This is a genomic window from Streptomyces sp. NPDC002133 (genome assembly GCF_040296405.1).
GTDB lineage: Bacteria > Actinomycetota > Actinomycetes > Streptomycetales > Streptomycetaceae > Streptomyces.
Window position 1 is genome coordinate 1 of sequence record NZ_JBEOXF010000049.1, and the last position, 22,685, is coordinate 22,685.

A 22,685-nucleotide genomic window follows, 5' to 3' on the forward strand; every position below is an offset into this window, starting at 1 on the left:
CCGCCCACTCCTCCGGCACCGGGGGCGCGCCGGGGGCGGCGGGCGCGCCGGGCGCGGCGGAGGCCGACGCCGCGGCGCGCGCCTGGACCACCGCCAGTGCGGCGGCCAGCTCCTCCGGGGTGGGGTTGCCCCTCACGACCTTGATCACAGCGGCTCCTCTCGGTCCGGAGGGTTACAGGGGAATGTTTCCGTGCTTCTTCGGAGGGAGGTTTTCCCGCTTCGTGCGCAGCTGACGCAGGCCCTTCACGATCTGCGCGCGAGTCTCGGACGGCATGACCACGGCGTCGATGTAACCGCGCTCGGCCGCGATGTACGGGTTGAGGAGCGTGTCCTCGTAGTCCGCGATCAGCTCGGCGCGGGCCGTCTCCTGCGCCTCCGCGTCACCGGCGGCCGCGATCGTGCGGCGGTGCAGGATGTTCACCGCGCCCTGCGCACCCATGACCGCGATCTGCGCGGTCGGCCAGGCCAGGTTGAGGTCGGCGCCGAGGTGCTTGGAGCCCATGACGTCGTACGCGCCGCCGAAGGCCTTCCGCGTGATCACGGTGATCAGCGGAACCGTCGCCTCCGCGTAGGCGTAGATCAGCTTGGCGCCGCGCCGGATGATGCCGCTGTACTCCTGGTCCACGCCCGGCAGGAAGCCGGGTACGTCGACGAAGGTGAGCACCGGGATGTTGAACGCGTCGCAGGTGCGCACGAAACGCGCGGCCTTCTCGCTCGCGTTGATGTCGAGACAGCCCGCGAACTGCATCGGCTGGTTGGCGACGATGCCGACCGGGAAGCCCTCGACGCGCCCGAAGCCCGTCAGGATGTTCGGCGCGAACATGGCCTGCGTCTCGAGGAACTCACCGTCGTCCAGCACGTGCTCGATGACGGTGTGCATGTCGTACGGCTGGTTGGCACTGTCCGGGATCAGCGTGTCGAGCTCGCGGTCCTCGTCGGTGAGGTCGAGAACGGCCTCCTCGGGGAAGGCCGGCGGCTCGGACAGGTTGTTCGACGGCAGGTACGAGAGGAGGGACTTGACGTAGTCGATCGCGTCCTTCTCGTCGCCCGCCATGTGGTGCGCGACACCGGAGGTGGTGTTGTGCGTACGGGCTCCCCCCAGCTCCTCGAAGCCCACGTCCTCACCGGTGACGGTCTTGATGACGTCGGGCCCGGTGATGAACATGTGCGAGGTCTGGTCGACCATCACCGTGAAGTCGGTGATCGCGGGGGAGTAGACCGCGCCGCCCGCGCACGGGCCGACGACCAACGAGATCTGCGGGATCACGCCGGAGGCGTGGGTGTTGCGGCGGAAGATCTCGCCGTACATGCCGAGGGCCATGACGCCCTCCTGGATGCGGGCTCCGCCGGAGTCGTTGATCCCGACCATCGGACAGCCGGTCTTCAGTGCGAAGTCCATCACCTTGACGATCTTCTGGCCGAACACCTCGCCCAGCGCCCCGCCGAAGACCGTGAAGTCCTGTGAGAACACGGCCACCGGGCGTCCGTCCACAGTGCCGTAGCCGGTGACGACGCCGTCTCCGTACGGACGGGTCTTCTCCAGGCCGAAGTTGGTCGAGCGGTGCCGGGCGAGTTCGTCCAGCTCGACGAACGACCCCTCGTCCAGGAGCAGTTCGATCCGCTCACGGGCCGTCAGCTTGCCCTTGGCGTGCTGCTTCTCGACCGCGCGCTCGGAGCCCGCATGTGTCGCCTCATGGACGCGGCGCTGGAAATCCGCGAGCTTGCCAGCGGTGGTGTGGATGTCGATCTCTTGGGGCTCTGCCGGCTCGGACATCGCGATGCGGCTCCCTGCCTGGTCACGGGGGTGATGGGATGTGGCTACTGACTCGTAGCGTATCGGCGCGGATACGGTTCGGCAGTGCGGCGTTGGCCACACCCCGTACGCCTTGCGGCGCGGCCGTACAGCGGCCCGGTAGCACCCGTGTGACCCGCGTCTCCGTCGTCGGCAGCCGGCAGCCGGAAGCCGGGAGCCGGACGTCTCCGTCGTCGGACGCCGTACCGGTTCGAGCGCCCGGGTTCGCGTCATCGGGGTCGGAGAGGCCAAGCTGGGCCGCATGACGCCTCCCGCCGCTGCCGAAGGCCGCTGGTCCGACCTCGACCGGCCCCCGCTGAACGAACCCGCGCTGCGCCGCGCCCTGCTGCGTCCGGGCGGCCTGTGGACCTCGCTCGACGTCGTCGAGTCGACGGGCTCCACCAACTCCGACCTCGCGGCGCGCGCCGCGGCGGCCCCCGGGCTCCCCGAGGGCGCCGTGCTCGTCGCCGAGGAGCAGACGTCGGGCCGCGGCCGCCTCGACCGCAGCTGGACGGCGCCCCCGCGCTCCGGGCTCTTCCTCTCCGTACTGCTCAAGCCCGACGTGCCGGTCGAGCGCTGGGGCTGGCTGCCGCTGCTCACCGGTGTCGCGGCCGCGACCGGACTCGCCCGCGCCGCGGGCGCCGACTTCGCCCTGAAGTGGCCGAACGACCTGCTGGTCAAGGTCGGCGGCGAGCATCGCAAGACCGGCGGCATCCTCGCCGAGCGCATCGGGAACGACGGGGTCGTCGTCGGGATCGGCATCAACGTCACGCTGCGCGAGGACGAGCTGCCGGTTCCCCAGGCGGGCTCCCTCGCCCTGGCGGACGCCATCTCCACCGACCGCGACCCGCTGCTGAGGGCGCTGCTGCGCTCGTTGGAGCACTGGTACGGGGAGTGGCGCGCCGCGAACGGCGACCCGCACGCCTCCCGGCTCCAGGAGACGTACGCGGCGGGCTGCTCGACCCTCGGCCTCACGGTCCGTGCCGAGCTGCCCGGCGGTCAAGCCCTCACCGGCGAGGCGGTCGCCATAGACGGCGACGGAAGGCTCGTGGTGACCACCCCGGACGGCAAGGACCACCCCATCGGCGCGGGCGACATCGTCCACCTGCGGCCGGGCGGCTGAACGTGGCGGGGCACGGGGACGTGAGCTAGGGCACACCTGTCGTATCGTTGAGGCCGCGCCGGGGGTTCGCGGTATGCGCCGCGGACCGGCACGGCATGACAGATCGGCAGGGCAGTGCGCAGGGAACGGGCAGGAGGCGGCCGGTGACCGTCGACGACACGACTTCCGGTTCCGGCGCGGGCGCTTCCGGGTCTTCCGGTGGTTCTGGCGCGTCCTCGGGAGGCTCCGCGGGCTCGGGCGGTCCCGGCGGCGGTGGCTCCGGGGGGTCCGGTGGGTCCGGGGGGGCCGGTGGTTCCACGGGCAGCGGCGGTCCCGAGGGCTCGGGTGGCGCCGGGGGCTCCCGCGGCTCCGGCGGGCGCAGGCAGCAGTCGTCCGACTCGTACCCCACCCCGCACCACGAGGTCGACCACACGGCCGAGCCGACCAAGGACCCGCTGGCCATCCGGCTGGAGCAGCTGATCCTCGGCGCCGACCGCCGCTACACCCCTTTCCAGGCGGCCCGCACGGCCGGGGTCTCCATGGACCTCGCCTCCCGCTTCTGGCGGGCCATGGGCTTCGCCGACATCGGCCAGGCCAAGGCGCTCACCGAGGCCGACGTCCTCGCCCTGCGCCGGCTCGCCGGTCTCGTCGAGGCGGGGCTGCTGAGCGAGCCCATGGCCGTGCAGGTGGCGCGGTCGACGGGGCAGACCACGGCGCGGCTCGCGGAGTGGCAGATCGACTCCTTCCTGGAGGGCCTGACCGAGCCGCCGGAGCCCGGGATGACCCGGACCGAGGTCACGTATCCCCTGGTCGAGCTGCTGCTGCCGGAGCTGGAGGAGTTCCTCGTCTATGTCTGGCGGCGCCAGCTCGCCGCCGCGACCGGCCGGGTCGTCCAGGCGGGGGACGACGAGGAGATGGTCGACCGGCGGCTCGCGGTCGGCTTCGCGGACCTCGTCGGCTTCACCCGGCTGACCCGCCGGCTGGAGGAGGAGGAGCTCGGCGAGCTCGTCGAGTCGTTCGAGACGACCTGCGCGGACCTGGTCGCGGCACACGGCGGCCGGCTGATCAAGACGCTCGGCGACGAGGTGCTGTACGCGGCGGACGACGCGGGCACGGCGGCGGAGATCGCGCTGCGGCTGATCGAGACGATGGCGCACGACGAGTCGATGCCGGCGCTGCGGGTCGGGATCGCGTTCGGGACGGTCACGACCCGGATGGGCGATGTGTTCGGCACAACGGTGAACCTGGCGAGCCGGCTCACCTCGATAGCGCCGAAGGACGCGGTCCTGGTGGACGGTGCCTTCGCGGAGGAGCTGTCGCGCACGGGCGACGCGCCGGTGTCGGAGGCACAGGCGGCGGAGGAGGCCGCGGAGGCCGAGAAGAACGGCGAGGAGCCCGCCTTCCTGCCGAAGTACCGCTTCGCGCTGCAGCCGATGTGGCAGCGGCCCGTGCGCGGACTGGGTGTGGTGGAGCCCTGGCTGCTGACGAGGCGGCCCACCTAGGATCCTCCCGGTGAACCATCGTTAACACACCGGGAGGTTTTGATCATGTCCGAGATCCTGTCGGAGCAGCGCTTCGGGGAGTTCGTCGTCGTACGCCGCCATGGGGACGGTCACGTCGCGGAGCTCCTCCTCGACCGGCCCAAGGCGATGAACGCGGTCTCCACGGACATGGCACGGTCGATCGGCGCGGCATGCGAGGCGCTCGGGGCCGACTCGACGGTACGGGTGACCGTGCTGACGTCCTCCCACGAGCGGGCCTTCTGCGTCGGCGCCGACCTGAAGGAGCGGAACTCCTTCACGGACGCGGAGTTGGTGCGGCAGCGGCCGACCGCCCGCGCGGCGTACACCGGGGTGCTGGAGCTGCCGATGCCGACGATCGCGGCGGTGCACGGCTTCGCGCTCGGCGGCGGGTTCGAGCTGGCGCTCTCCTGCGATCTGATCGTGGCCGACGACACGGCCGTGGTCGGGCTGCCGGAGGTCTCCGTGGGTGTCATCCCGGGCGGCGGCGGCACGCAGCTGCTGCCGCGCCGGGTCGGCGCGGCGCGGGCGGCGGAGCTGATCTTCTCGGCGCGCCGGGTGGAGGGCCCCGAGGCGAAGGACCTCGGCCTGGTGGACGAACTGGTCGCGACCGGCAGTGACCGCGAGCGCGCCCTGGCCCTGGCGGAGACGATCGCCGCCAACTCCCCGGTGGGGCTTCGGGCCGCCAAGCGGGCGCTGCGCCTCGGGCACGGTCTCGACCTGCGGGCCGGTCTGGAGGTCGAGGACGCGGCGTGGCGGTCGGTGGCGTTCTCGGGCGACCGGGCCGAGGGGGTCGCGGCGTTCAACGAGAAGCGGAAGCCGGAGTGGCCCGGAGAGTGAGATTGCCCATATTGTCCCTAAGCTGGGGTGATGGGTGAGGATGTGCGACTGCGAGCCGTCGTGGCGCTCGCACAGTCGATGGCCGCCGCGCAGACTCCGTGGGAGTCGTGGCGGGCGGCCGCGGTGGGCGCGTGCTCCGCGCTGACCGGGAGCTTTGCCGCGTTGTCGGTCTGGGAGCGGGGCCAGGGCCGGCTGAAGGTGCTCGTCAACGCGGGGGACAGGGCCGCGGACGAGGAGGAGTTCCCGGACGGGGAGACGTATCCCGTCCACCGCTTCCCGGAGATCACGGAGTTTCTGCACGAGCAGTGGGCCGGGGGCGGTGCGCCGCGCGCGTGGGTCGAGACGGCGGACGGCCCCGCGAGCGGTGAACACGGGTACAGCCATCAGCGGGTCGACGCACTGCGGCGGCGCGGGCGGGGCTGCTGTGTCGTCGCGCCGATCGTGCTGCACGGGCGGGCGTGGGGCGAGCTGTACGTGGCCAGGGCGGCGGGGGAGCCGGTGTTCGACCGGGACGACGCGGACTTCGCGACGGTGCTGGCGTCGGTCGTGGCGGCGGGGATCGCGCAGCAGGAGCGGCTGGAGGAGGTGCGGCGGCTCGCCTTCACGGACCCGCTGACCGGGCTCGCGAACCGGCGCGCCGTCGACGTACGGCTCGACGAGGCGATCGAGCGGCACCGGAGGGACGGGGCGGTGGTGTCGCTGGTGGTCTGCGACCTGAACGGCCTCAAGCGGGTCAACGACACCCTCGGCCATGCGACGGGCGACCGCCTGCTGGAACGCTTCGGTTCGGTGCTGTCGCTGTGCGGCGCGATGCTGCCGGGGGCGCTGGCGGCGCGGCTGGGCGGCGACGAGTTCTGTCTGCTGACGGTGGGGCCGACGGCGGACGAGGTGGTGAAGGTCGCGGACGAACTCTGCGAGCGGGCAGGTGAGTTGAAGCTCGGTGAGGGCGTGGCCTGCGGTGTCGCGTCGACGGGTGACCCCATCGGGCCCGTGCGGTCGGCCCGGCGGCTCTTCCGTCTCGCGGACGCGGCGCAGTACCGGGCGAAGGCGGCGCGGGCACGGGCAGCGGTGGTGGCGGGGCGCGACGACACGGTGCTGCCCCTCGCGGACGCGCCTGCGCCGGCCCGCCAGGACCGCCGCCGCTTCCGCGACGCCCGCCCGTAGTCCCGGGGGCCCCGCCCTCGGCCCGGAGCGCCCTGTGTGCGGTCGTGGCGGTGGCATGGGCCCGCCCGCCCGGGTGTCCGCCCTCAAGCGCCGCAGGGGCCCGGAACGGCCCGTTGCAGGCGCCCCGTCGCCCCCCGGCGGATGTAAGGAGTCCCTCCCCGGAGGGGTGGTGACAGAGAGGGATTCAATCCGTAGGGTGCTGAATATGGATATGCACACTGTCGTGGTGGGGACGTCCGGGACCACCGTCGAGGATGTCATCGCCGTCGCCCGCGGCAACGCCCGCATCGAGCTCTCCGAGGACGCCCGCACCGCGCTCGCCGCCGCGCGCGGGATCGTGGACGCCCTGGCCGCGAAGCCCGAGCCGGTGTACGGAGTGTCGACCGGGTTCGGCGCGCTCGCGACCCGGCACATCGGTCATGACCTGCGCACGCAGCTCCAGCGCAACATCGTGCGGTCGCACGCCGCCGGCATGGGCCCGCACGTCGAGCGCGAGGTCGTCCGTGCGCTGATGTTCCTGCGGCTGAAGACCGTCGCCTCCGGGCACACCGGCGTCCGCCCCGAGGTCGCGCAGACCATGGCGGACGTGCTCAACGCCGGGATCACCCCCGTCGTCCACGAGTACGGCTCGCTCGGCTGCTCCGGCGACCTCGCCCCGCTGTCCCACTGCGCGCTGACGCTCATGGGGGAGGGCGACGCGGAGGGTCCCGACGGCACCGTCCGCCCCGCCGGTGAGCTCCTCGCCGCCCACGGCATCGCCCCCGTCGAGCTCCGTGAGAAGGAGGGCCTCGCCCTCCTCAACGGCACCGACGGCATGCTCGGCATGCTGATCATGGCCATCGCCGACCTGAAGCGGCTCTACACCTCCGCCGACATCACCGCCGCCCTCAGCCTGGAGGCACTGCTCGGCACGGACAAGGTCCTCGCGCCCGAGCTGCACGCCATCCGCCCGCACCCCGGCCAGGCCGCCTCCGCCGCGAACATGAGCGCCGTACTCAAGGGCTCCGAGCTCACCGGCCACTTCCAGGAGGAGGAGGCGCCCCGCGTCCAGGACGCGTACTCGGTGCGCTGCGCACCCCAGGTCGCCGGCGCAGGGCGCGACACCCTCGCACACGCCCTGCTCGTCGCCGAGCGCGAGCTCGCCTCCGCCGTCGACAACCCCGTGGTGCTGTTTGGGGGCACCACCCAGGCCGAAGGCGCTGGGGGAGGCCGTGTCGAGTCCAACGGCAACTTCCACGGCGCCCCGGTGGCGTACGTCCTCGACTTCCTCGCCATCGCCGCCGCCGACCTCGGCTCCATCGCCGAGCGCCGCACCGACCGGCTCCTCGACAAGAACCGCTCCCACGGCCTGCCGCCCTTCCTCGCCGACGACGCCGGCGTCGACTCGGGCCTGATGATCGCCCAGTACACGCAGGCCGCGCTGGTGAGCGAGATGAAGCGGCTGGCCGTCCCGGCCTCCGCCGACTCCATCCCGTCCTCCGCCATGCAGGAGGACCATGTCTCCATGGGCTGGTCGGCCGCCCGCAAGCTGCGTACGGCCGTCGGCAACCTCACCCGGATCATCGCCGTGGAGCTGTACGCCTCCACCCGCGCGATCGAGCTGCGCCGCGGCCTGACGCCTGCCCCCGCATCGCAAGCGGCCATCGCGGCGCTGCGCGCGGCGGGCGTCGAGGGTCCCGGCCCCGACCGTTTCCTCGCGCCCGACCTGGCCGCCGCCGAGGCGTTCGTACGGGACGGAGAGCTCGTCGCGGCCGTGGAGCCGGTGACCGGACCGCTGGCGTAGGCGCAACGGGCACGCAGGACGTACCCGTACGTACGTACGGTCAGTAGCTACGCGCGCCCTGGCGCCCGGCGAAGGTCACGAACCCCGCGCCGATCCCCAGGAACGTCACGCCGCCGAGCACATACGGCGTCGTGTCCACACTGCCCGTCTCGGCGAGGCGCAGCTCCTCGGAACCGGAGTCGCCTTGCCGAGACGCGGAAGCGGAAGTGGAAGCGGAAGGTCCGGATGCCTTCCCGGCCGTCTCGGCGTCGGCCGTCGCGTTCGCCGAGGGGACGAACCACAGCGCGCAGAGCAGGGTGCCTGCGGCGGTGGCGGTCAGCAGCGGGCGGCGAGCGACGGGCACGGGACGATCCCCCTTGTGACAACGGCGAATTGGCCGTGTGCGGTGATGCTGACGCGATGCTAGTGAAAGCAGCGGGTCGCAGGAAAGTCGGGATGGCGGGGGGCCTACGCTCCGTCGTATGACCACTTCTGAGACATCACGCTATGTGCGCCTACACGTCGAATTGGTGCTTGAGGTCGCTGAACCGGAAGAGCTGACCGGTGCCGCTTTGGAGCGCGTCGACGGGGACGAGTACATGCCCGGCGACGAGCGCTCCCACGCCCGCTCCGCCGTGCGCGAGGACTCCGCCGAGGCCCTCGCCTACCTCATCGATCCGTTCGATCTGGTCAGCGAGGTGCCCGGGGTCGAACTCGCCCAGGCCTCCTGGAGCTGTGAGCAGATCGACTACGACCCCGATGCCGAGGAGTGGGACCTCGACGAGGAGGATGAGGACCTCGACGAAGAGGTCGAGGACGAAGGCGAGTACGAGGAAGGCGGCGCGCGGCCGTAACGCACCGTGGCAGCAGCGGAACGGGCCCGGGGTCGCCGCTACCGCGAACCGGGGCCCGTTCACATCCGTGCACCCCTTGGGGGGACCGGGTCGTACAACCAGGTCCCCGGTGCGGGAACCGGCGCGGCCCGCCGTGCGTCGATCAGTGGTGTTGCCCACATCTTTCCTGAGATGTGGAACCGGACGGACCTTTCTGGGTCTTCTTGAATGTGTTGGCAGGGAATCGGCAACGATGGAGAAGCGTGTGATGACGGACAGCAAGCGGCGCAAGAGGCTCATGGCCGCGTCCGCAATGCTCGGCGGCGTGCTGGTGCTCACCGGTTGCAGCAGCAGCAGCGCCGACTCGGGCGCCTCCGCCGAGAGCTCGAAGAAGTCACAGGCCGAGGTGGACGAGGCGGCCGCGAAGGACGCGTCGGACGCCCGAATAGTCATCGCGCCCAAGAACGGTGCCACCAACGCCTCCATCAACAAGGACGCCAAGGTCACCGTCAGTGCCGGCACGCTCACCGAGGTCACCATGACCGCGGCAGGCGGTGAGGCCGTCAAGGGCACGCTGTCCGCCGACGGCAAGAGCTGGCAGCCCGACGGCCAGTTGGAGCGCGGGACCGTCTACAAGATCACCGCCACCGCGAAGGACTCCGAGGGCCGCGAGGCGCACGAGAACTCGTCGTTCACGACCGTCTCGTCCGCAAGCAGCTTCATCGGCAACTTCACGCCCGAGGACGGTTCCACGGTCGGCGTCGGCATGCCGGTCTCGATCAACTTCAACAAGGCGATCACGGACAAGGCCGCGGTCCAGGGGGGCATCAGCGTCTCCAGCAGCAGCGGCCAGGAGGTCGTCGGCCACTGGTTCAACTCCCAGCGCCTCGACTTCCGCCCCGACCAGTACTGGCAGGAGGGCTCCACCGTCACGCTGAAGCTGAACCTCGACGGCGTCGAGGGCGCCGACGGCGTCTACGGCGTCCAGCAGAAGACGGTGACCTTCACCATCGGCCGCAACCAGGTCTCCACCGTCGACGTCGCCACCAAGACCATGACGGTCACCCAGGACGGCAAGACGATCAAGACCATCCCGATCTCCGCCGGCTCCCCCGAGAACCCGACCTACAACGGTCAGATGGTGATCTCCGAGAAGTTCAAGGAGACCCGGATGAACGGTGCCACCGTCGGCTTCACGGACGACGACGGCAAGGGCGAGTACGACATCAAGGACGTCCCGCACGCCATGCGGCTGTCCACGTCGGGCACCTTCATCCACGGCAACTACTGGGGCGCCGACTCGATCTTCGGCAGCGCCAACACCAGCCACGGCTGTGTCGGCCTGAACGACGCCAAGGGTGCGGGCGACCCGAACCAGCCGGCGGCCTGGCTCTACGACAACTCGATGGTCGGTGACGTCGTGATCGTCAAGAACTCCAAGGACAAGACGATCGCTCCCGACAACGGCCTCAACGGCTGGAACATGAACTGGGCGGCATGGAAGGCCGGCTCGGAGGCCTGACGCCCGTTCGTACGACCGAGCACGACGACACGACGCACGACGGCGGCGGCTCCCGGGGGATTCCGGGAGCCGCCGCCGTCGTCTGTGCGCCGCACGTGTCGACACGGTCTCCCCGCTGCGCCAGGGTCGGGACAACGTGGTCGCGCAGCCGCAACGACTCGTCCGACAGGGTCGGTTCGCCCGTCGGAGGGTGCCGCACCGGCTTCGTGCACACCGGCAGAAGGCGCGCAACATGGCCCGCGACCCCCGGATCAGCCTCTCCGTCTTCGATCTGCAGAACCCGTACCGGTCGGTGGAGATCCGAGGCACCGCCGAACTCGTCGACGACCCGGACAAGACCCTCCCGTACGAGCTCTCGCACAAGTACCTCGGGATCGACCCGCCCGCGGAGAAGCCGGAGGAGGTCCGGGTCATCGTGCGGATCACCCCGGAGCGGGTCATCGGCTTCGCGCCGTAGCCCGCGCCCGCGTTCTCAGCGCGCGTGGTCGGCGTGGTCCTCGTCGCGCTCGTCGTCCGCGTGACGCTCGTGGTCCGCGTCATGCGCGTGGTCCGTGTGGCGCTCGTGGTCTGTTTCGTCCTCCTCCTCGTCCTCGTCCTCGTCGTCTCCGTCCGACTCGAACCCGGAGAGCATCAGCTCCAGTGCCGGCTGGTCCGGACCGACCCACGGCGACGTCCCCGCCGCCGCGCCCAGGGTGTCGAGCATGTCGGCCGTGACGCCCTGCGCCGGCGGCAGATGGGCGGAGAGGATGAGGCCGGGGTTCCGGTCCCGTATCGGCTGGAAGGTGCCGAGGAACTTGGCGGGATCGACGTTCTCCACCCACGGGCTGTACACGGTGGCCCACAGCATCTGTGCGGCCTGCAGATCCTCGGCGTCGACCTCGCCCACGTCGTCGGCCTCCGCGAGGTCCACGCTGGGCATGGGCCCGCCGAAGCAGTCGGAGCTGAAGCACACCCCGGACCGGTCGTCGAAGAAGGCGACGGTCGTGGGGTTGTCGTACAGCGGCGGCCGGAAACCCGTGAGCGTCCGGTCGCCGACATCCAGGGACTGGCCCGGGTTCAGCAGGTGCAGCCGCTCGACCGGGAGGGGCCGCTCGGCCGACATGTCCCCGGCCGTCCCGAACGTACAGACGACACGGGCCTCGGGCGCCGCGGCGAGCAGATCGAAGATCCCGCCGGTGTGGTCGCGGTCCGCGTGCGTCAGCCAGATCCACCGCACATCGGCGGGGTCCATCACGGACCCGAGCGCTGCCAGAAAGTCCCTGCCGGGCAGCCCGAGCCCGGTGTCGACGACCACGGGCTGCGCCGCGAGCAGCACGAAGGCGTTGACGGACAGATACCCGATCCCCGGCACCGGCAGGCTGTCGCTGAGGACACCGATGTCAGGGCGGACCTTGTGAACGCGCATACGTCCATCGTGTGCCCCTGCCCATGGCCCCGCACCCCGCACCGGGGAGCGCCGTGCGAGGTGCACGCGGGAGGGTGGGCGGGCCAGGGTGTGCGGGGCCACGGGTGTGCGGAATCGTGCGTGGAGGTGGGGGTGGGCGGATATGCGCGTGCAGATACGGGCGTCGGTCGATGCGCGTGCAGATACGGGCGTCAGTCGATCCGGGCGCAGAGATCGTCGGTGGTGCCGTGCGCCATCGTCACGCTCTTGTACCCGGCGGCGCTGATCTCCATGGTGTACGCCCCGTCGATGACGTACAGCCCGCGCGCCAGCGTGCCCCCGCCCTCCGCGAACCCGACGAGCACGGGCCCCAGCACCGCCCAGTGCTGCGAGCCGTCGACCCGGTACTCGACCACGGCCGTACCGCTCGCGTCCGCGTCGTAGGAGGCGCCGGTGTCCGTGTTCGTGACCCGTACGACCAGATCTCCCTTGTACGCGACGCGCTTCGCGGAGCCGTCCGGCCTCCGCTCCAGCACCCGGCGTACGACCTCGTCGACGACGGGCTCGCCGTGGACGGGGAAGTCGCAGCGCGCGCCGGCGGGCACGTTCCAGGGAGCCGAGGGCGCCGGCTCCCAGCCGGGAGGCGTGAGGGTGGTGGCCGCGGCGGGCGCCGAGGCGAGGAGGACGGCGGCGAGTGCCGACAGCGCAACGGTGGTGCGTCGCATGGCTGCTCCCTGGTCGAGTGGGCTCGGAGGACGACAAGGTCCACAGCCTCACGCCGGCCGCTGACCACACTCTCACCACGGCCGCACGCGCCGGCCATGGTTAGGCTGACACCCGCCATGGAGTTCAAGCTGCTCGGCCCGTTCGAGGCCCGTCACCAAGGACAGCGGATCCTGTCGGGCAGCCGCCGACAGGAGCGGTGCCTGCTGTCGATCCTCCTGCTGGACGCGGGCAACGTCGTGACGACCGCCCGCCTCGTGGACCTGCTGTGGAACGGAGCGGCACCCGACTCGGCCCGCGGCACCGTCCACACGTACATCGGAAGACTGCGCGCCCGCCTCACACCGCACGGGCTGCACATCGAGACCCGGCACGACGGCTACTCGATCGAACGCGACGGGCATGTGACGGACATTCAGGAGTTCCGCGCCCTCGTCCAGCGGGCGGCCGTGGACGGTGATCCCGGGGAGCGGCTGCGCTGTTACGACGAGGCCCTGGCGCTGTGGCGCGGACCCCTGCTCGCCGACGTGGCCGACGACCGGCTGCGGGAACGGCTCGGCGGCGGCGCACTTTCCGAACTGCGCCTGTCGGCCATGGAGCAGCGCGCCGAGACCCAGCTCACCATGGGCCTGCACGAACGGGTCGTGGCGGATCTGACGTCGCTGGCCCAGGAGCGTCCGGAGCGCGAGCGGCTCGTCGCCACGCAGATGACCGCCCTGTACCGCGGCGGCCGCCAGGCCGACGCCCTCCAGCTCTACCGGCACACCCGACAGGCCCTGGTCGACGGGCTGGGCATCGAGCCGGGCACCGAGCTCACCACGCTCCACGACCGCATCCTGCGCGGTGACCCCCGGCTGGACCGCCCACCGGCGCCCCTGTACGCGGTGCGGGTCGGCGACGAGTGGCTGCCGTGGGGCACGAGCGGCCATCCGGCGCTGGAGTTCTGCAACACGTACGCGGGATGGGGTGAGCGGGGCGGGCGCATACCCGGCTCGGACTGGCTGCGCCGTTACACGACCCTCGCCGTGTGGGCCGGCCATATGAACCTGGCGGACGACCACGACGTCACCCGTCTGCGTCGACAGGCACTGCAGCACCCCGACGAGGCAGCCGAGGCGCTGGACGAGGCCCGCGACTTCCGTGCACAGCTGTACGCCTGCCTGACCGACCCGGAGGACGCCCGCGCCTTCAAGGCCGTGGCGGCCGTCGCCCAGGACGCGGCCCGGCTCTCGGTGTTCACCCGCGGCGACGACGGTCTCGGCCACTGGCGCCTGCCCCCGTCGGCCGGCCTCCGCCTCCCTGCCCTCGCGACGGCCCGTACCGCCGCCGAACTCCTCGCGGACCCGCGCCGCTTCACGATCCGCACCTGTCCGAGCTCGGACTGCGGCTGGCTCTTCCTCGACGAGGGCGGCCGCCGCCGGTGGTGCAGCCTGTCGACGTGCGGCCGCGGGCGGGCGTCCGAGGATTGACCGGCGTGCGTCAGCGAGCGCTCCGGCGGTCGGTGATGACCTCATGGATCACGTGGCGCGCGGTGGCCGCCATCACCGGATTCGTGATCCGGTAGTACGCGAGCTCGATGAGCGCGACCGACAGCGCCCAGCCGCGTCCTCGTGCCCAGGCCGCGTCATCCACCTCCACCGCGTCCCGGAAGACGCCCCTCGCCTCGGCGTTCAGCAGGCTCCACGCGGCGATCAGATCGACGGCGGGCTCGCCGACGCCCACACACCCGAAGGGCGTGCATCTTGCCGGCGCCCATGCGCACCCCCGAACCGGACGGAAACCACCACGACTCGGCCGCCCATGCAAGCGGCCCGGCTCCACGCGGATCAACCCAATTCCCGCCCGGGGACCGGGGCGCCCGGGCGACAAATGTACGCTGCGCGCCACCCGGTACACGGGACGGGAGACGAGGGGAACGGGGCGGGGAATGAGACGGGGACCGGGAAGGCCGGGTCCGAGACGGGCGCTGACGACGATGGTGGCCCTGGGCGCCGGAGTCTTCCTGCTCGGCGCCGGCCTGATACGGCTGGAGGCGCAACTGCTGGGTGTCCCCGGCCGGTTCCGGGCCGATCATTGCCAGTTGTCGGAGCCGGGTGAGCGCGACGAGGGCCTGTTCTGCTCCGGATCCTTCGAGGCCTCGGACGGCTCTTTCCGCATCGCGGGGGTGGAGGTCGACACCACCTTCGACGAAAGGCCTGTCGAGCCGGTGGCCACGAGGGTGGAGGGCCCGTCGGCGACCGCAGCGGTCGAGGACCGGCTGAGCGCCTCACTGCTCCCGGCCGGCACGGGTCTGCTCCTGCTCCTCGTCGCGGTGCGCAACCTGTTCACCGCCTTCGGCCGCACCCGCAGGAGCGGGGGAGCGGCGGCGGATTCGACCAGCGGGGCGGCTGCCGGATGAGCACCGGCCCTGACCCACGCCCCGCTCTCCCCGCACCGGAGGCAGCCCTGGCGGCCCTGGAACGGGTCCGGCGCCACTTCCGCGACCCCTCGTACCGCTTCGCCGTAGGACCTGGATGGCTGCCGCTCGTGCTGCGGTGCCCTGAAGCGGTCGTGGCGGAGTTCCCGGACTACGAACTCCTGGCGGTGAAGCAGAAGTGGGCGACCCTGGCCTTCCAGGCACGCCCTCGCCGGCGGACGTCCGGCGGCGACTGGACACCGGCCGAATCCACCAGGCTGGGTGAGCTGGTGGAGCGGTTCCGCCGGCTCAGCGCCAGGGTCTGCGAACGTTGCGGAGCAGCGGGCACTCTCCGGGAGCGGCGTCCGGTCGAGAGGACGCTCTGCGACCGGTGCGATGCCGAGATGGGCACGGACCGCCGACTCCGGCCTCGTACGTGAGCGGCGGTCCAGGGGACCGCCGCTCACGCCACGACCGGGCGAGCCCGGCGTGCTCCGCTGCCTCGTCCGTCACTCGGCCGGGGCCACGCCGATGGGGCAGCTCACGCCCGTGCCGCCGATTCCGCAGTACCCACCGGGGTTCTTGTCCAGGTACTGCTGGTGGTAGGCCTCGGCCGCGTAGAAGGTGCGGCTCTCCGACGGGAGGATCTCCGTGGTGATCGTGCCGTGGCCGGAGCCGGTGAGGACCCCCTGGTAGGCCCCGCGGGAGGCCTCGGCGGTCTTCGCCTGGTCCTCCGAGTGGGTGTAGACCGCCGAGCGGTACTGGGTGCCCACGTCATTGCCCTGGCGGAAGCCCTGGGTGGGGTCGTGGGACTCCCAGAAGACCTTGAGCAGCTTCTCGTACGTGACGACCGAGGGGTCGAAGACGACGCGGACCGCCTCGGTGTGGCCCGTCCGGCCGGAGCAGACCTCTTCGTACGTCGGGTTCGAGGTGAAGCCGCCCTGGTAACCGACCAGGGTGGTCCAGACGCCCGGGGTCTCCCAGAACTTGCGCTCGGCGCCCCAGAAACAGCCCAGGCCGAAGTCCGCCACCTCGAGGCCCTCGGGGTAGGGGCCGAGGAGGGCGTTGCCGAGGACCGTGTGGCGGGCGGGGACGTCGAAGGCGGGGGTTTCGCGGCCGCGGAGGGCCTGCTCCGGAGTGGGCAGCTCGGGGACGCGGCGGGACAGGAACATGCGGTACTCCTCACGGGTCGACGTGCTCCAGCGTCAACACGGGGGCGGCGAGTGGGATTCCCCGGACTCGAGCCCCCACGGCCGGAGCCCCGCCCCGCCCCCGACGCTCACCCTCGGTGCGTGCGGTTCTTCAGCACCTGCGCCGCCGTGAAGTCGCGCACATTCGTGTAGCAGCCACGTCCGCGCACGCCGCGTCCGGCTACGACCGGTGTCCGCAGGGGCGGTTCCGTCTCCTCGACGGCGCGGACGGCTCCGGCGCCATGGCGACGTACGGCGCGTCCATGCCCACGCTGGGGTCGTGGGACAACAAGGCGTCCTCGATCCGCAACATGACGGGTCTCCACGCCCGTGTCCACAGCGAGCGCAACCACGTCTGCACGGACGCGGAGCGCCATGAGGTCCTCCTCGCGGGCGATCACGACACCCGGCATGCCGGGGACCTCAGCCACGTCGGGCTCTCCGACAGAGTCAGCTCCTTCCGCCCGACCCGCACCTCCCACGAATGCACCAGCGGAGCGGAGTACATGGAGTGGAGCCGGCCCTCCGATGTGAACGCCGACGGACCGAACGACCTCCACGCGCTGGGCGGGCCGCTGCGGACGCTCTATGCGAACGACGGGACCGGAAAGCTCGGCAACGAGGGGCACGACTACGACCGGGAAGCGCGCGAGACCGCGTTCTGACGCACCGGTCGTCGAAGGGCGGCCCGCATCGGCACGATGCGGGCCGCCCTCTCACGTCGACTCAGTGCAGCAGCGTCGCAGGGCTGCCGCCGTTCGCCTCGTACCCCGCGACCGCGAGCGCCCGGTACACCGCGTACTCCGCGGCCGGGTCGCCGCCCTGCGTCCACGGCAGTGCACCGACATGCCCGTCGACCCGCACCAGCTGCTCCATCGCCTCGCCCCAGCGCTCCATGCGCACCAGGAAGAAGACCAGCAGGTGCCGCACGTGCGGAAGCACCGGATCGTCCGCGCGGGCCGTCCGCGTCGCGTACAGCGCGCCCTCGACGGCCCGGGTGACGACCGCGCTCTCGTAGAAGCCGGCCACCAGATTGACCTCGGGCAGGTGCTCGTACACCGCGAACAGCGGAAGCGCGGCGAGCAGCGAGCCCTCCGGCGCGCGCGCCGCGGCCGCCGTCGCGAAGTGGTCGGCCTCCTCGCGGGAGCCGTGCCACTTCTCGCACCAGTAGTGGAGGGCCGCGAGATGCGCTCCCATGTGTGTCGGGGCGCGGTCGATGACCTTCGCCCACACCTGGTCGAACTCCTCGTGGGAGTAGGCGAGTCCACGGGCCGCGGCCAGCTCGACGAGATACGGGACGGGGTCGCCCGGGGCCAGCAGGGCCGCCTCGGCGCAGACCGCGCGGGCCTCCTCCAGGATGATCCGGAAGTCGTCCGCCCCGGCCGACGAGGACCGCCATGCCTGCTGCACCAGGAACTCCGCGTGCACGGCGGCGCCGCCCGCGTCCTTCGGGGACTCCGCGCGCCACGCACGCAGCCACGAGCCGCCCGTGCCCGGCTGCTGCCGGAGCTCCAGCGAGGCCGCGCCGGCGAAGGCCTGCACCCGCTGCCAGCGCTGCTCGTCCTCCTTCGGCGTGCCGGCGAGCAGCTGCGAGGCGGCCCGCCAGTCCTGCGTGCGCTGCACGACCTCGAGCACGTCCAGGAGGTCCTGGTCGGGTCCGGGCAGCCGCAGATCGAGCAGCTCCTGCCGTACGAAGCCGTACGCAGCCGGGTCCGCGGCGTCCGGCGAGCCGGGTGCGACCTGCCGGATCGCGTTCCGGTTTCGCCGTACGAGCGGGCCTATGACCGCGGTGAGCATGACCAACGCGATCAGGAACCAGAGAATCTCCATGCCCCCATTGTCCCGGACGACGCGGGGTCGGTGACCTACCGGGACTACGCTCGGGCCTCATGAGCGACCAGCACACCCACCAGCACGGCCACGAGCACGGCTTCGAGACCATCGCCATCCACGCGGGCAACACCGCGGACCCGCTGACCGGCGCGGTCGTCCCGCCCATCTACCAGGTGTCCACCTACAAGCAGGACGGTGTGGGAGGCCTGCGCGGCGGCTACGAGTACAGCCGCAGCGCCAACCCGACCCGGACCGCGCTGGAGGAGAACCTCGCTGCGCTGGAGGGCGGCCGGCGCGGCCTCGCCTTCGCGTCAGGTCTCGCCGCCGAGGACTGCCTCCTGCGCACCCTGCTGGCGCCCGGCGACCACGTGGTCATCCCGAACGACGCCTACGGCGGCACCTTCCGCCTCTTCGCCAAGGTCGTCCAGCGATGGGGAGTCGAGTACTCCGTCGCCGACACCTCCGACCCGGCGTCGGTACGGGCCGCACTGACCGACCGCACGAAGGTCATCTGGGTCGAGACGCCGTCGAATCCGCTGCTCGGCATCACCGACATCGCGCAGGTCGCGGGCATCGCCCGGGCGGCCGGGGTGAAGCTCGTCGTCGACAACACCTTCGCCAGCCCCTACCTGCAGCAGCCGCTCGCGCTGGGCGCGGACGTGGTGGTGCACTCGCTGACGAAGTACATGGGCGGGCACTCGGACGTCGTCGGCGGCGCGCTGATCACGGCCGACGCCGCGCTCGGCGAGGAGCTGGCGTACCACCAGAACGCGATGGGCGCGGTCGCCGGGCCGTTCGACTCCTGGATCGTGCTCCGCGGCATCAAGACGCTGGCGGTGCGGATGGACCGGCACAGCGCGAACGCGGCGCGGGTCGTCGAGATGCTGACCAAGCACCCGAAGGTCACCCGCGTCCTCTACCCCGGGCTGCCCGAGCACCCCGGCCACGAGATCGCGGCGAAGCAGATGAAGGACTTCGGCGGCATGGTGTCCTTCCAGGTGGCGGGCGGCGAGGAGGCGGCGGTCGAGGTCTGCGACCGGGCGGAGGTCTTCACGCTCGGCGAGTCCCTCGGCGGTGTCGAGTCCCTGATCGAGCACCCGGGCCGCATGACCCACGCGTCGGTCGCGGGCTCCGCACTGGAGGTCCCGGCGGACCTGGTGCGGCTGTCGGTGGGCATCGAGTCGGTGGACGACCTGCTGGCGGACCTGCAGCGGGCGCTGGGCTGACGCCTGCGCTCTCCGGGGCTCCGCCCCGAACCCCGCGGTTCACGCCGGACGGGCTCCGGAGGAGCCCGTCCGGCGATCGAGGACGGACACCCGGGTTCGCGGGCCGGTGCCGGGCGCAGCCCGGGGGCCTGCCCCGGTCCGGGAAGAGGCGGGGCAGGGCAGAGCCCGCCGCAGTCGCCGGAGCCCGCACGACGCGTCAGGCGCTGACCTTGTCGTCCTCGAGCATGCCGCGCAGCTGCTCACGCAGTTCCGGGGTGTCCGTGTGCCCGTGGACGGACACCGCGTGCTCGGCGGCGGCCTTGAGGACTTCCTCCTCCTCGCCCGCGATGGTGAGCGTGCAGTTCGTCTCGCTCGGGAACCTGCGGCAGTCGGCAACTTTTCTGGTCATGGCAGACCTCCCGTGCTGGTGCGTTGCGCCGCTCGTTCCAGCCTGGGCCGGTGCCTGGGGCCGGGCTCAGGCACCGGGCCGGGCGCCGTCGGGCGTCACCAGCCCTCGATCTCCGGTGTCGTCTCGGCCGGCGGCACGGTCCACGGCTCGACGACCGCCGCCCAGACGGCGAACGCGACGGCCGCCGCCAGCAGCAGCAGCCAGCCCGCGCGGTGCAGGGCGCGTCGGCGGCGCAGCAGCCGGAGGCCGCGGTCGGTCGCGCGGGCGACCAGGTCGGCGGGGACCGGCGCGGGCGGGACGTCCAGCATCCGCCGGACCTCCTCCTCCCGGCGCCCGGGACTGCTGAGGCCGTTCATGACGCGCCTGCCGGCCGGTACCAGGGGCGGGCACCCGGCGAGGCCGTGCCCGGGGCGCGCAGGATGGTGATCGCGCGGCTGCAGATCGCCCGCACCCGCTCCACCGGCAGGCCCAGCAGTGCCGCTGTCTGCTCCTCGGCCACGCCCTCGTACAGCCGCAGCACCACGATCAGCCGCTCCTGCGCGGTGAGCCGGGAAAGGGGACCGCCGGAGGTGCGGGGCAGGCGCCAAGCGGAGCGGGCGAAGCGGGTGGCGAGTTCCGCGCGGGTGCGGTCGTACGGATCCTCGCCGCGCAGCCGGTCCCACTCCGCGTACGTGCGCGCCAGCGCGGCGACCAGCAGGCGCTGCGCCCGTGGATTGCGGCGGGGCTGCTCGCCCGTCAGCAGCGTCGCGGCGTGCAGCAGTCTGCCTGCCGCACCCGCGACGAACGCGTCGAAATCACGGGCACGGCGGCTCGGGACCGGTGACTGCCGCCGCTGCCGCACGTGTTCATATCAGGCCAGGGCGACACCCCCGGTCAAGAGGTCGGACGCCCATGGTGAGACCGCGGTCAGGCCGCGGTCGGGCCCCGGTCACGGGGCGGAGGCACGGCCGACCGCAGGGCCGGCCGCTCAGGACACGGTCGGTGTCTCCGTCTCGGTGGCCGGCAGTCCGGCCTGACGTGCCGACAGTGCGGTGTTGAAGCGGGTGAGCAGGGTGCAGAACGACTCCCGTTCCTCCTCGGTCCAGCCGTCCGTCACCTGCCTCATCAGCTCGCGCCGCGAGGAGCGGACCTCCTCCAGGCGGGCCTGCCCGCGGGGTGACAGCTGGAGCACGACCGCGCGCCCGTCCTCGGGGTGCGAGGTGCGCTTGACCAGACCGGTGTCGACGAGCGGCGCGACCTGGCGGGTGACGGTCGACGAGTCGATGCCCATCCCGGCGGCGAGCGCCTTGACGCCCATCGGGCCTTCCTGGTCCAGCCGGTTGAGCAGCAGATACGCGGCGCGGTCCATCGAGTTGCGGACCTGACCGACCCCACCGAGCCGGGTCTGCTCGGCCCGGCGGGCGAAGACGGCCACCTGGTGCTGGAGGGCATCGAGGAGACCGGGGTCTAGATCAGTCGTCATGTCCTGAGATGTGGGCATGGCTGCGGGGGCTCTCTCGTGCGGTGGTCGGTTGGTGGGGGACAGAGTACGCGGACGACAGCGGGTGCGTACCGGCCCTGCGGAAACCCGTGGACAACCGTCCGACCGAGGCCGCCGTCAGGCCGCTGAGCTGCGAGACTTGATGTCATGAGCTTCCGTACGGCCGGCCCCTTTCACCCCCTCATCCTCGACGACGTACGAGGGGCCCGGAAGATGCTCTCCGGTGTGGCCCGGCTGACGCCGATGGAGGGCAGCCGTCATCTGTCGCAGCTGGTGGGCGCCCCTGTCCACCTCAAGTGCGAGAACCTCCAGCGGACGGGTTCGTTCAAGCTGCGCGGCGCGTACGTACGGATCTCCGGGCTGCGCCCCGAGGAGCGCGCGGCGGGTGTCGTCGCGGCCTCGGCCGGCAACCATGCGCAGGGCGTCGCCCTCGCCTCCTCGCTGCTCGGGGTGCGCTCGACCGTCTTCATGCCGGTCGGTGCCCCGCTGCCGAAGGTCGCCGCGACCCGTGACTACGGTGCCGAGGTGCGTCTGCACGGCCATTTCGTCGACGAGACCCTGGCCGCCGCGCAGGAGTACGCGCACGACACGGGAGCGGTGTTCATCCACCCCTTCGACCACCCGGACATCATCGCCGGTCAGGGGACGGTCGGCCTGGAGATCCTGGAGCAGTGCCCCGAGGTGCGGACGATCGTCGTCGGCATCGGCGGCGGCGGGCTCGTCGCGGGCATCGCGGTCGCGGTGAAGGCGCTGCGCCCCGATGTGAAGGTCATCGGCGTGCAGGCGGAGGGCGCGGCGGCGTATCCGCCCTCGCTGGCGGTGGGCCGCCCGGTGTCGATCGAGGCGCCGTCGACGATGGCGGACGGCATCCAGGTGGGGCGCCCGGGCGACATTCCGTACGGGATCGTCGAGGAGCTGGTCGACGAGGTGCGGACGGTCTCCGAGGACGCGCTCTCCTCGGCCCTGCTGCTCTGCCTGGAGCGGGCGAAGCTGGTGGTCGAGCCGGCCGGGGCGAGCACGGTGGCGGCACTGCTGAGCGACCCGCGCGCGTTCCAGGGTCCGGTGGTCGCGGTCCTGTCGGGCGGCAATGTCGACCCGCTGCTGCTGCAGCGCATCCTGCGGCACGGCATGGCGGCGGCCGGCCGCTATCTGTCGCTGCGGCTGCGTCTCGCCGACCGCCCCGGGGCGCTGGCGACGCTGCTGGGCGTCCTCTCCGAGGCGGACGCGAACGTCCTGGACGTGGGCCACGTCCGTACCGACCCGCGCCTCGGGCTCACGGAGGTCGAGGTCGAGCTCCATCTGGAGACGAAGGGGCCCGAGCACTGCACGGAGGTCGAGCAGGCGCTGCGCGAGACGGGGTATCGCGTCATCCGCTGAGCGGTGTCCCCACACCTGGGGAGGGTCACCGGCGCCGAGGCCATGCGACACGGTCCGGGGCTTGTCTATCGCGATGTATCGCGATACCTTGTGCCGCGGCTCATAAACTGCCTGCGCGGAAAGGCCGGCCAAATCTAAGCTGGCGCGCGAAAAG

At 72.0% G+C, this 22,685-nt stretch carries 26 protein-coding genes; 14 read left to right on the forward strand and 12 right to left on the reverse strand.

What is annotated here, in order from left to right:
• Nucleotides 1-148, reverse strand: a 148-nt coding sequence (locus ABT078_RS31975) for an acyl-CoA carboxylase epsilon subunit (RefSeq protein WP_351234045.1), incomplete at its 3' end; no start/stop codon positions are given.
• A gap of 24 nt (nt 149-172) precedes the next feature.
• Nucleotides 173-1,774, reverse strand: a complete 1,602-nt coding sequence (locus ABT078_RS31980; protein ID WP_351233930.1) for an acyl-CoA carboxylase subunit beta — start codon at nt 1,772-1,774, stop codon at nt 173-175.
• 280 nt (nt 1,775-2,054) lie between these two features.
• Between ABT078_RS31980 and ABT078_RS31985 the strand changes: the two genes are divergently transcribed.
• From ABT078_RS31985 to hutH, 5 genes are all read left to right on the forward strand, one after another.
• Nucleotides 2,055-2,915 carry a biotin--[acetyl-CoA-carboxylase] ligase gene (locus ABT078_RS31985; RefSeq protein WP_351233932.1) on the forward strand — a complete coding sequence of 287 codons (861 nt, stop codon included), beginning with the start codon at nt 2,055-2,057 and terminating at the stop codon, nt 2,913-2,915.
• A gap of 143 nt (nt 2,916-3,058) precedes the next feature.
• Nucleotides 3,059-4,396 carry an adenylate/guanylate cyclase domain-containing protein gene (locus ABT078_RS31990; RefSeq protein ID WP_351233934.1) on the forward strand — a complete coding sequence of 446 codons (1,338 nt, stop codon included), beginning with the start codon at nt 3,059-3,061 and terminating at the stop codon, nt 4,394-4,396.
• Between the two features lie 45 nt (nt 4,397-4,441).
• A complete protein-coding gene (locus ABT078_RS31995) occupies nt 4,442-5,254 on the forward strand; it encodes an enoyl-CoA hydratase/isomerase family protein (RefSeq protein ID WP_351233936.1) in 813 nt (270 codons plus the stop codon).
• A 30-nt stretch (nt 5,255-5,284) separates the two neighbouring features.
• Complete coding sequence (locus tag ABT078_RS32000; protein WP_351233938.1) at nt 5,285-6,418, forward strand: GGDEF domain-containing protein; 1,134 nt, start codon at nt 5,285-5,287, stop codon at nt 6,416-6,418.
• 211 nt (nt 6,419-6,629) lie between these two features.
• Entirely contained in the window at nt 6,630-8,201 is a 1,572-nt protein-coding gene (gene hutH / locus ABT078_RS32005; RefSeq protein ID WP_351234047.1) for a histidine ammonia-lyase, read from the forward strand.
• Nucleotides 8,202-8,241: 40 nt separating this feature from the next.
• On the opposite strand, the gene ABT078_RS32010 is transcribed toward hutH, so the two are convergent.
• Nucleotides 8,242-8,544, reverse strand: a complete 303-nt coding sequence (locus ABT078_RS32010) for a hypothetical protein (protein ID WP_351233940.1) — start codon at nt 8,542-8,544, stop codon at nt 8,242-8,244.
• Between the two features lie 118 nt (nt 8,545-8,662).
• On the opposite strand from ABT078_RS32010, the gene ABT078_RS32015 reads away from it, so the two are divergent.
• From ABT078_RS32015 to ABT078_RS32025, 3 genes are all read left to right on the forward strand, one after another.
• A complete protein-coding gene (locus tag ABT078_RS32015) occupies nt 8,663-9,034 on the forward strand; it encodes a hypothetical protein (RefSeq protein ID WP_351233942.1) in 372 nt (123 codons plus the stop codon).
• A 232-nt stretch (nt 9,035-9,266) separates the two neighbouring features.
• The gene (locus ABT078_RS32020) at nt 9,267-10,535 is read left to right on the forward strand and encodes a L,D-transpeptidase (RefSeq protein ID WP_351233944.1); all 1,269 of its coding nucleotides are present in this window, start codon (nt 9,267-9,269) and stop codon (nt 10,533-10,535) included.
• 190 nt (nt 10,536-10,725) lie between these two features.
• Complete coding sequence (locus tag ABT078_RS32025; protein ID WP_351233946.1) at nt 10,726-10,992, forward strand: TIGR03618 family F420-dependent PPOX class oxidoreductase; 267 nt, start codon at nt 10,726-10,728, stop codon at nt 10,990-10,992.
• Nucleotides 10,993-11,007: 15 nt separating this feature from the next.
• On the opposite strand, the gene ABT078_RS32030 is transcribed toward ABT078_RS32025, so the two are convergent.
• Nucleotides 11,008-11,940 carry an MBL fold metallo-hydrolase gene (locus ABT078_RS32030; protein WP_351233949.1) on the reverse strand — a complete coding sequence of 311 codons (933 nt, stop codon included), beginning with the start codon at nt 11,938-11,940 and terminating at the stop codon, nt 11,008-11,010.
• 191 nt (nt 11,941-12,131) lie between these two features.
• Complete coding sequence (locus ABT078_RS32035; RefSeq protein WP_351233951.1) at nt 12,132-12,644, reverse strand: hypothetical protein; 513 nt, start codon at nt 12,642-12,644, stop codon at nt 12,132-12,134.
• A 117-nt stretch (nt 12,645-12,761) separates the two neighbouring features.
• On the opposite strand from ABT078_RS32035, the gene ABT078_RS32040 reads away from it, so the two are divergent.
• A complete protein-coding gene (locus ABT078_RS32040) occupies nt 12,762-14,111 on the forward strand; it encodes an AfsR/SARP family transcriptional regulator (protein ID WP_351233953.1) in 1,350 nt (449 codons plus the stop codon).
• 10 nt (nt 14,112-14,121) lie between these two features.
• Here ABT078_RS32040 and ABT078_RS32045 read toward each other — a convergent pair whose 3' ends face one another.
• Nucleotides 14,122-14,364 (reverse strand): hypothetical protein, encoded by a 243-nt coding sequence (locus ABT078_RS32045; RefSeq protein WP_351233955.1) that lies wholly within the window; start codon nt 14,362-14,364, stop codon nt 14,122-14,124.
• Nucleotides 14,365-14,617: 253 nt separating this feature from the next.
• On the opposite strand from ABT078_RS32045, the gene ABT078_RS32050 reads away from it, so the two are divergent.
• Nucleotides 14,618-15,040: a hypothetical protein gene (locus ABT078_RS32050; RefSeq protein WP_351233957.1), complete on the forward strand. Its 423-nt coding sequence runs from the start codon at nt 14,618-14,620 to the stop codon at nt 15,038-15,040.
• Nucleotides 15,037-15,477, forward strand: coding sequence for a hypothetical protein (locus ABT078_RS32055; protein WP_351233959.1), 441 nt, complete (start codon nt 15,037-15,039; stop codon nt 15,475-15,477). Before ABT078_RS32050 ends, ABT078_RS32055 begins: the two co-directional genes overlap by 4 nt.
• Nucleotides 15,478-15,546: 69 nt before the next feature.
• Here the strand turns inward: ABT078_RS32055 and msrA are convergent, their stop codons facing one another.
• Entirely contained in the window at nt 15,547-16,209 is a 663-nt protein-coding gene (gene msrA / locus ABT078_RS32060) for a peptide-methionine (S)-S-oxide reductase MsrA (RefSeq protein WP_351233961.1), read from the reverse strand.
• Between the two features lie 116 nt (nt 16,210-16,325).
• Here msrA and ABT078_RS32065 point away from each other — a divergent pair, with 116 nt between their 5' ends.
• The gene (locus ABT078_RS32065) at nt 16,326-16,892 is read left to right on the forward strand and encodes a peptidase inhibitor family I36 protein (protein ID WP_351233963.1); all 567 of its coding nucleotides are present in this window, start codon (nt 16,326-16,328) and stop codon (nt 16,890-16,892) included.
• A 61-nt stretch (nt 16,893-16,953) separates the two neighbouring features.
• Here the strand turns inward: ABT078_RS32065 and ABT078_RS32070 are convergent, their stop codons facing one another.
• The gene (locus ABT078_RS32070; RefSeq protein ID WP_351233965.1) at nt 16,954-18,057 is read right to left on the reverse strand and encodes a hypothetical protein; all 1,104 of its coding nucleotides are present in this window, start codon (nt 18,055-18,057) and stop codon (nt 16,954-16,956) included.
• 59 nt (nt 18,058-18,116) lie between these two features.
• Here ABT078_RS32070 and ABT078_RS32075 point away from each other — a divergent pair, with 59 nt between their 5' ends.
• A complete protein-coding gene (locus tag ABT078_RS32075) occupies nt 18,117-19,286 on the forward strand; it encodes a cystathionine gamma-synthase (protein ID WP_351233967.1) in 1,170 nt (389 codons plus the stop codon).
• A 196-nt stretch (nt 19,287-19,482) separates the two neighbouring features.
• Here ABT078_RS32075 and ABT078_RS32080 read toward each other — a convergent pair whose 3' ends face one another.
• The 4 genes from ABT078_RS32080 to ABT078_RS32095 form a co-directional block, all read right to left on the reverse strand.
• Nucleotides 19,483-19,674 carry a DUF1059 domain-containing protein gene (locus ABT078_RS32080; protein WP_351233969.1) on the reverse strand — a complete coding sequence of 64 codons (192 nt, stop codon included), beginning with the start codon at nt 19,672-19,674 and terminating at the stop codon, nt 19,483-19,485.
• A gap of 95 nt (nt 19,675-19,769) precedes the next feature.
• Nucleotides 19,770-19,982 carry a hypothetical protein gene (locus ABT078_RS32085; RefSeq protein ID WP_351233971.1) on the reverse strand — a complete coding sequence of 71 codons (213 nt, stop codon included), beginning with the start codon at nt 19,980-19,982 and terminating at the stop codon, nt 19,770-19,772.
• Nucleotides 19,983-20,026: 44 nt separating this feature from the next.
• Entirely contained in the window at nt 20,027-20,515 is a 489-nt protein-coding gene (locus ABT078_RS32090; RefSeq protein WP_351233973.1) for a sigma factor-like helix-turn-helix DNA-binding protein, read from the reverse strand.
• Nucleotides 20,516-20,641: 126 nt separating this feature from the next.
• The gene (locus ABT078_RS32095; protein ID WP_351233975.1) at nt 20,642-21,154 is read right to left on the reverse strand and encodes a MarR family winged helix-turn-helix transcriptional regulator; all 513 of its coding nucleotides are present in this window, start codon (nt 21,152-21,154) and stop codon (nt 20,642-20,644) included.
• 147 nt (nt 21,155-21,301) lie between these two features.
• Between ABT078_RS32095 and ilvA the strand changes: the two genes are divergently transcribed.
• Complete coding sequence (gene ilvA / locus ABT078_RS32100; RefSeq protein ID WP_351233977.1) at nt 21,302-22,531, forward strand: threonine ammonia-lyase; 1,230 nt, start codon at nt 21,302-21,304, stop codon at nt 22,529-22,531.
• The last annotated feature ends 154 nt before the right edge of the window (nt 22,532-22,685 follow it).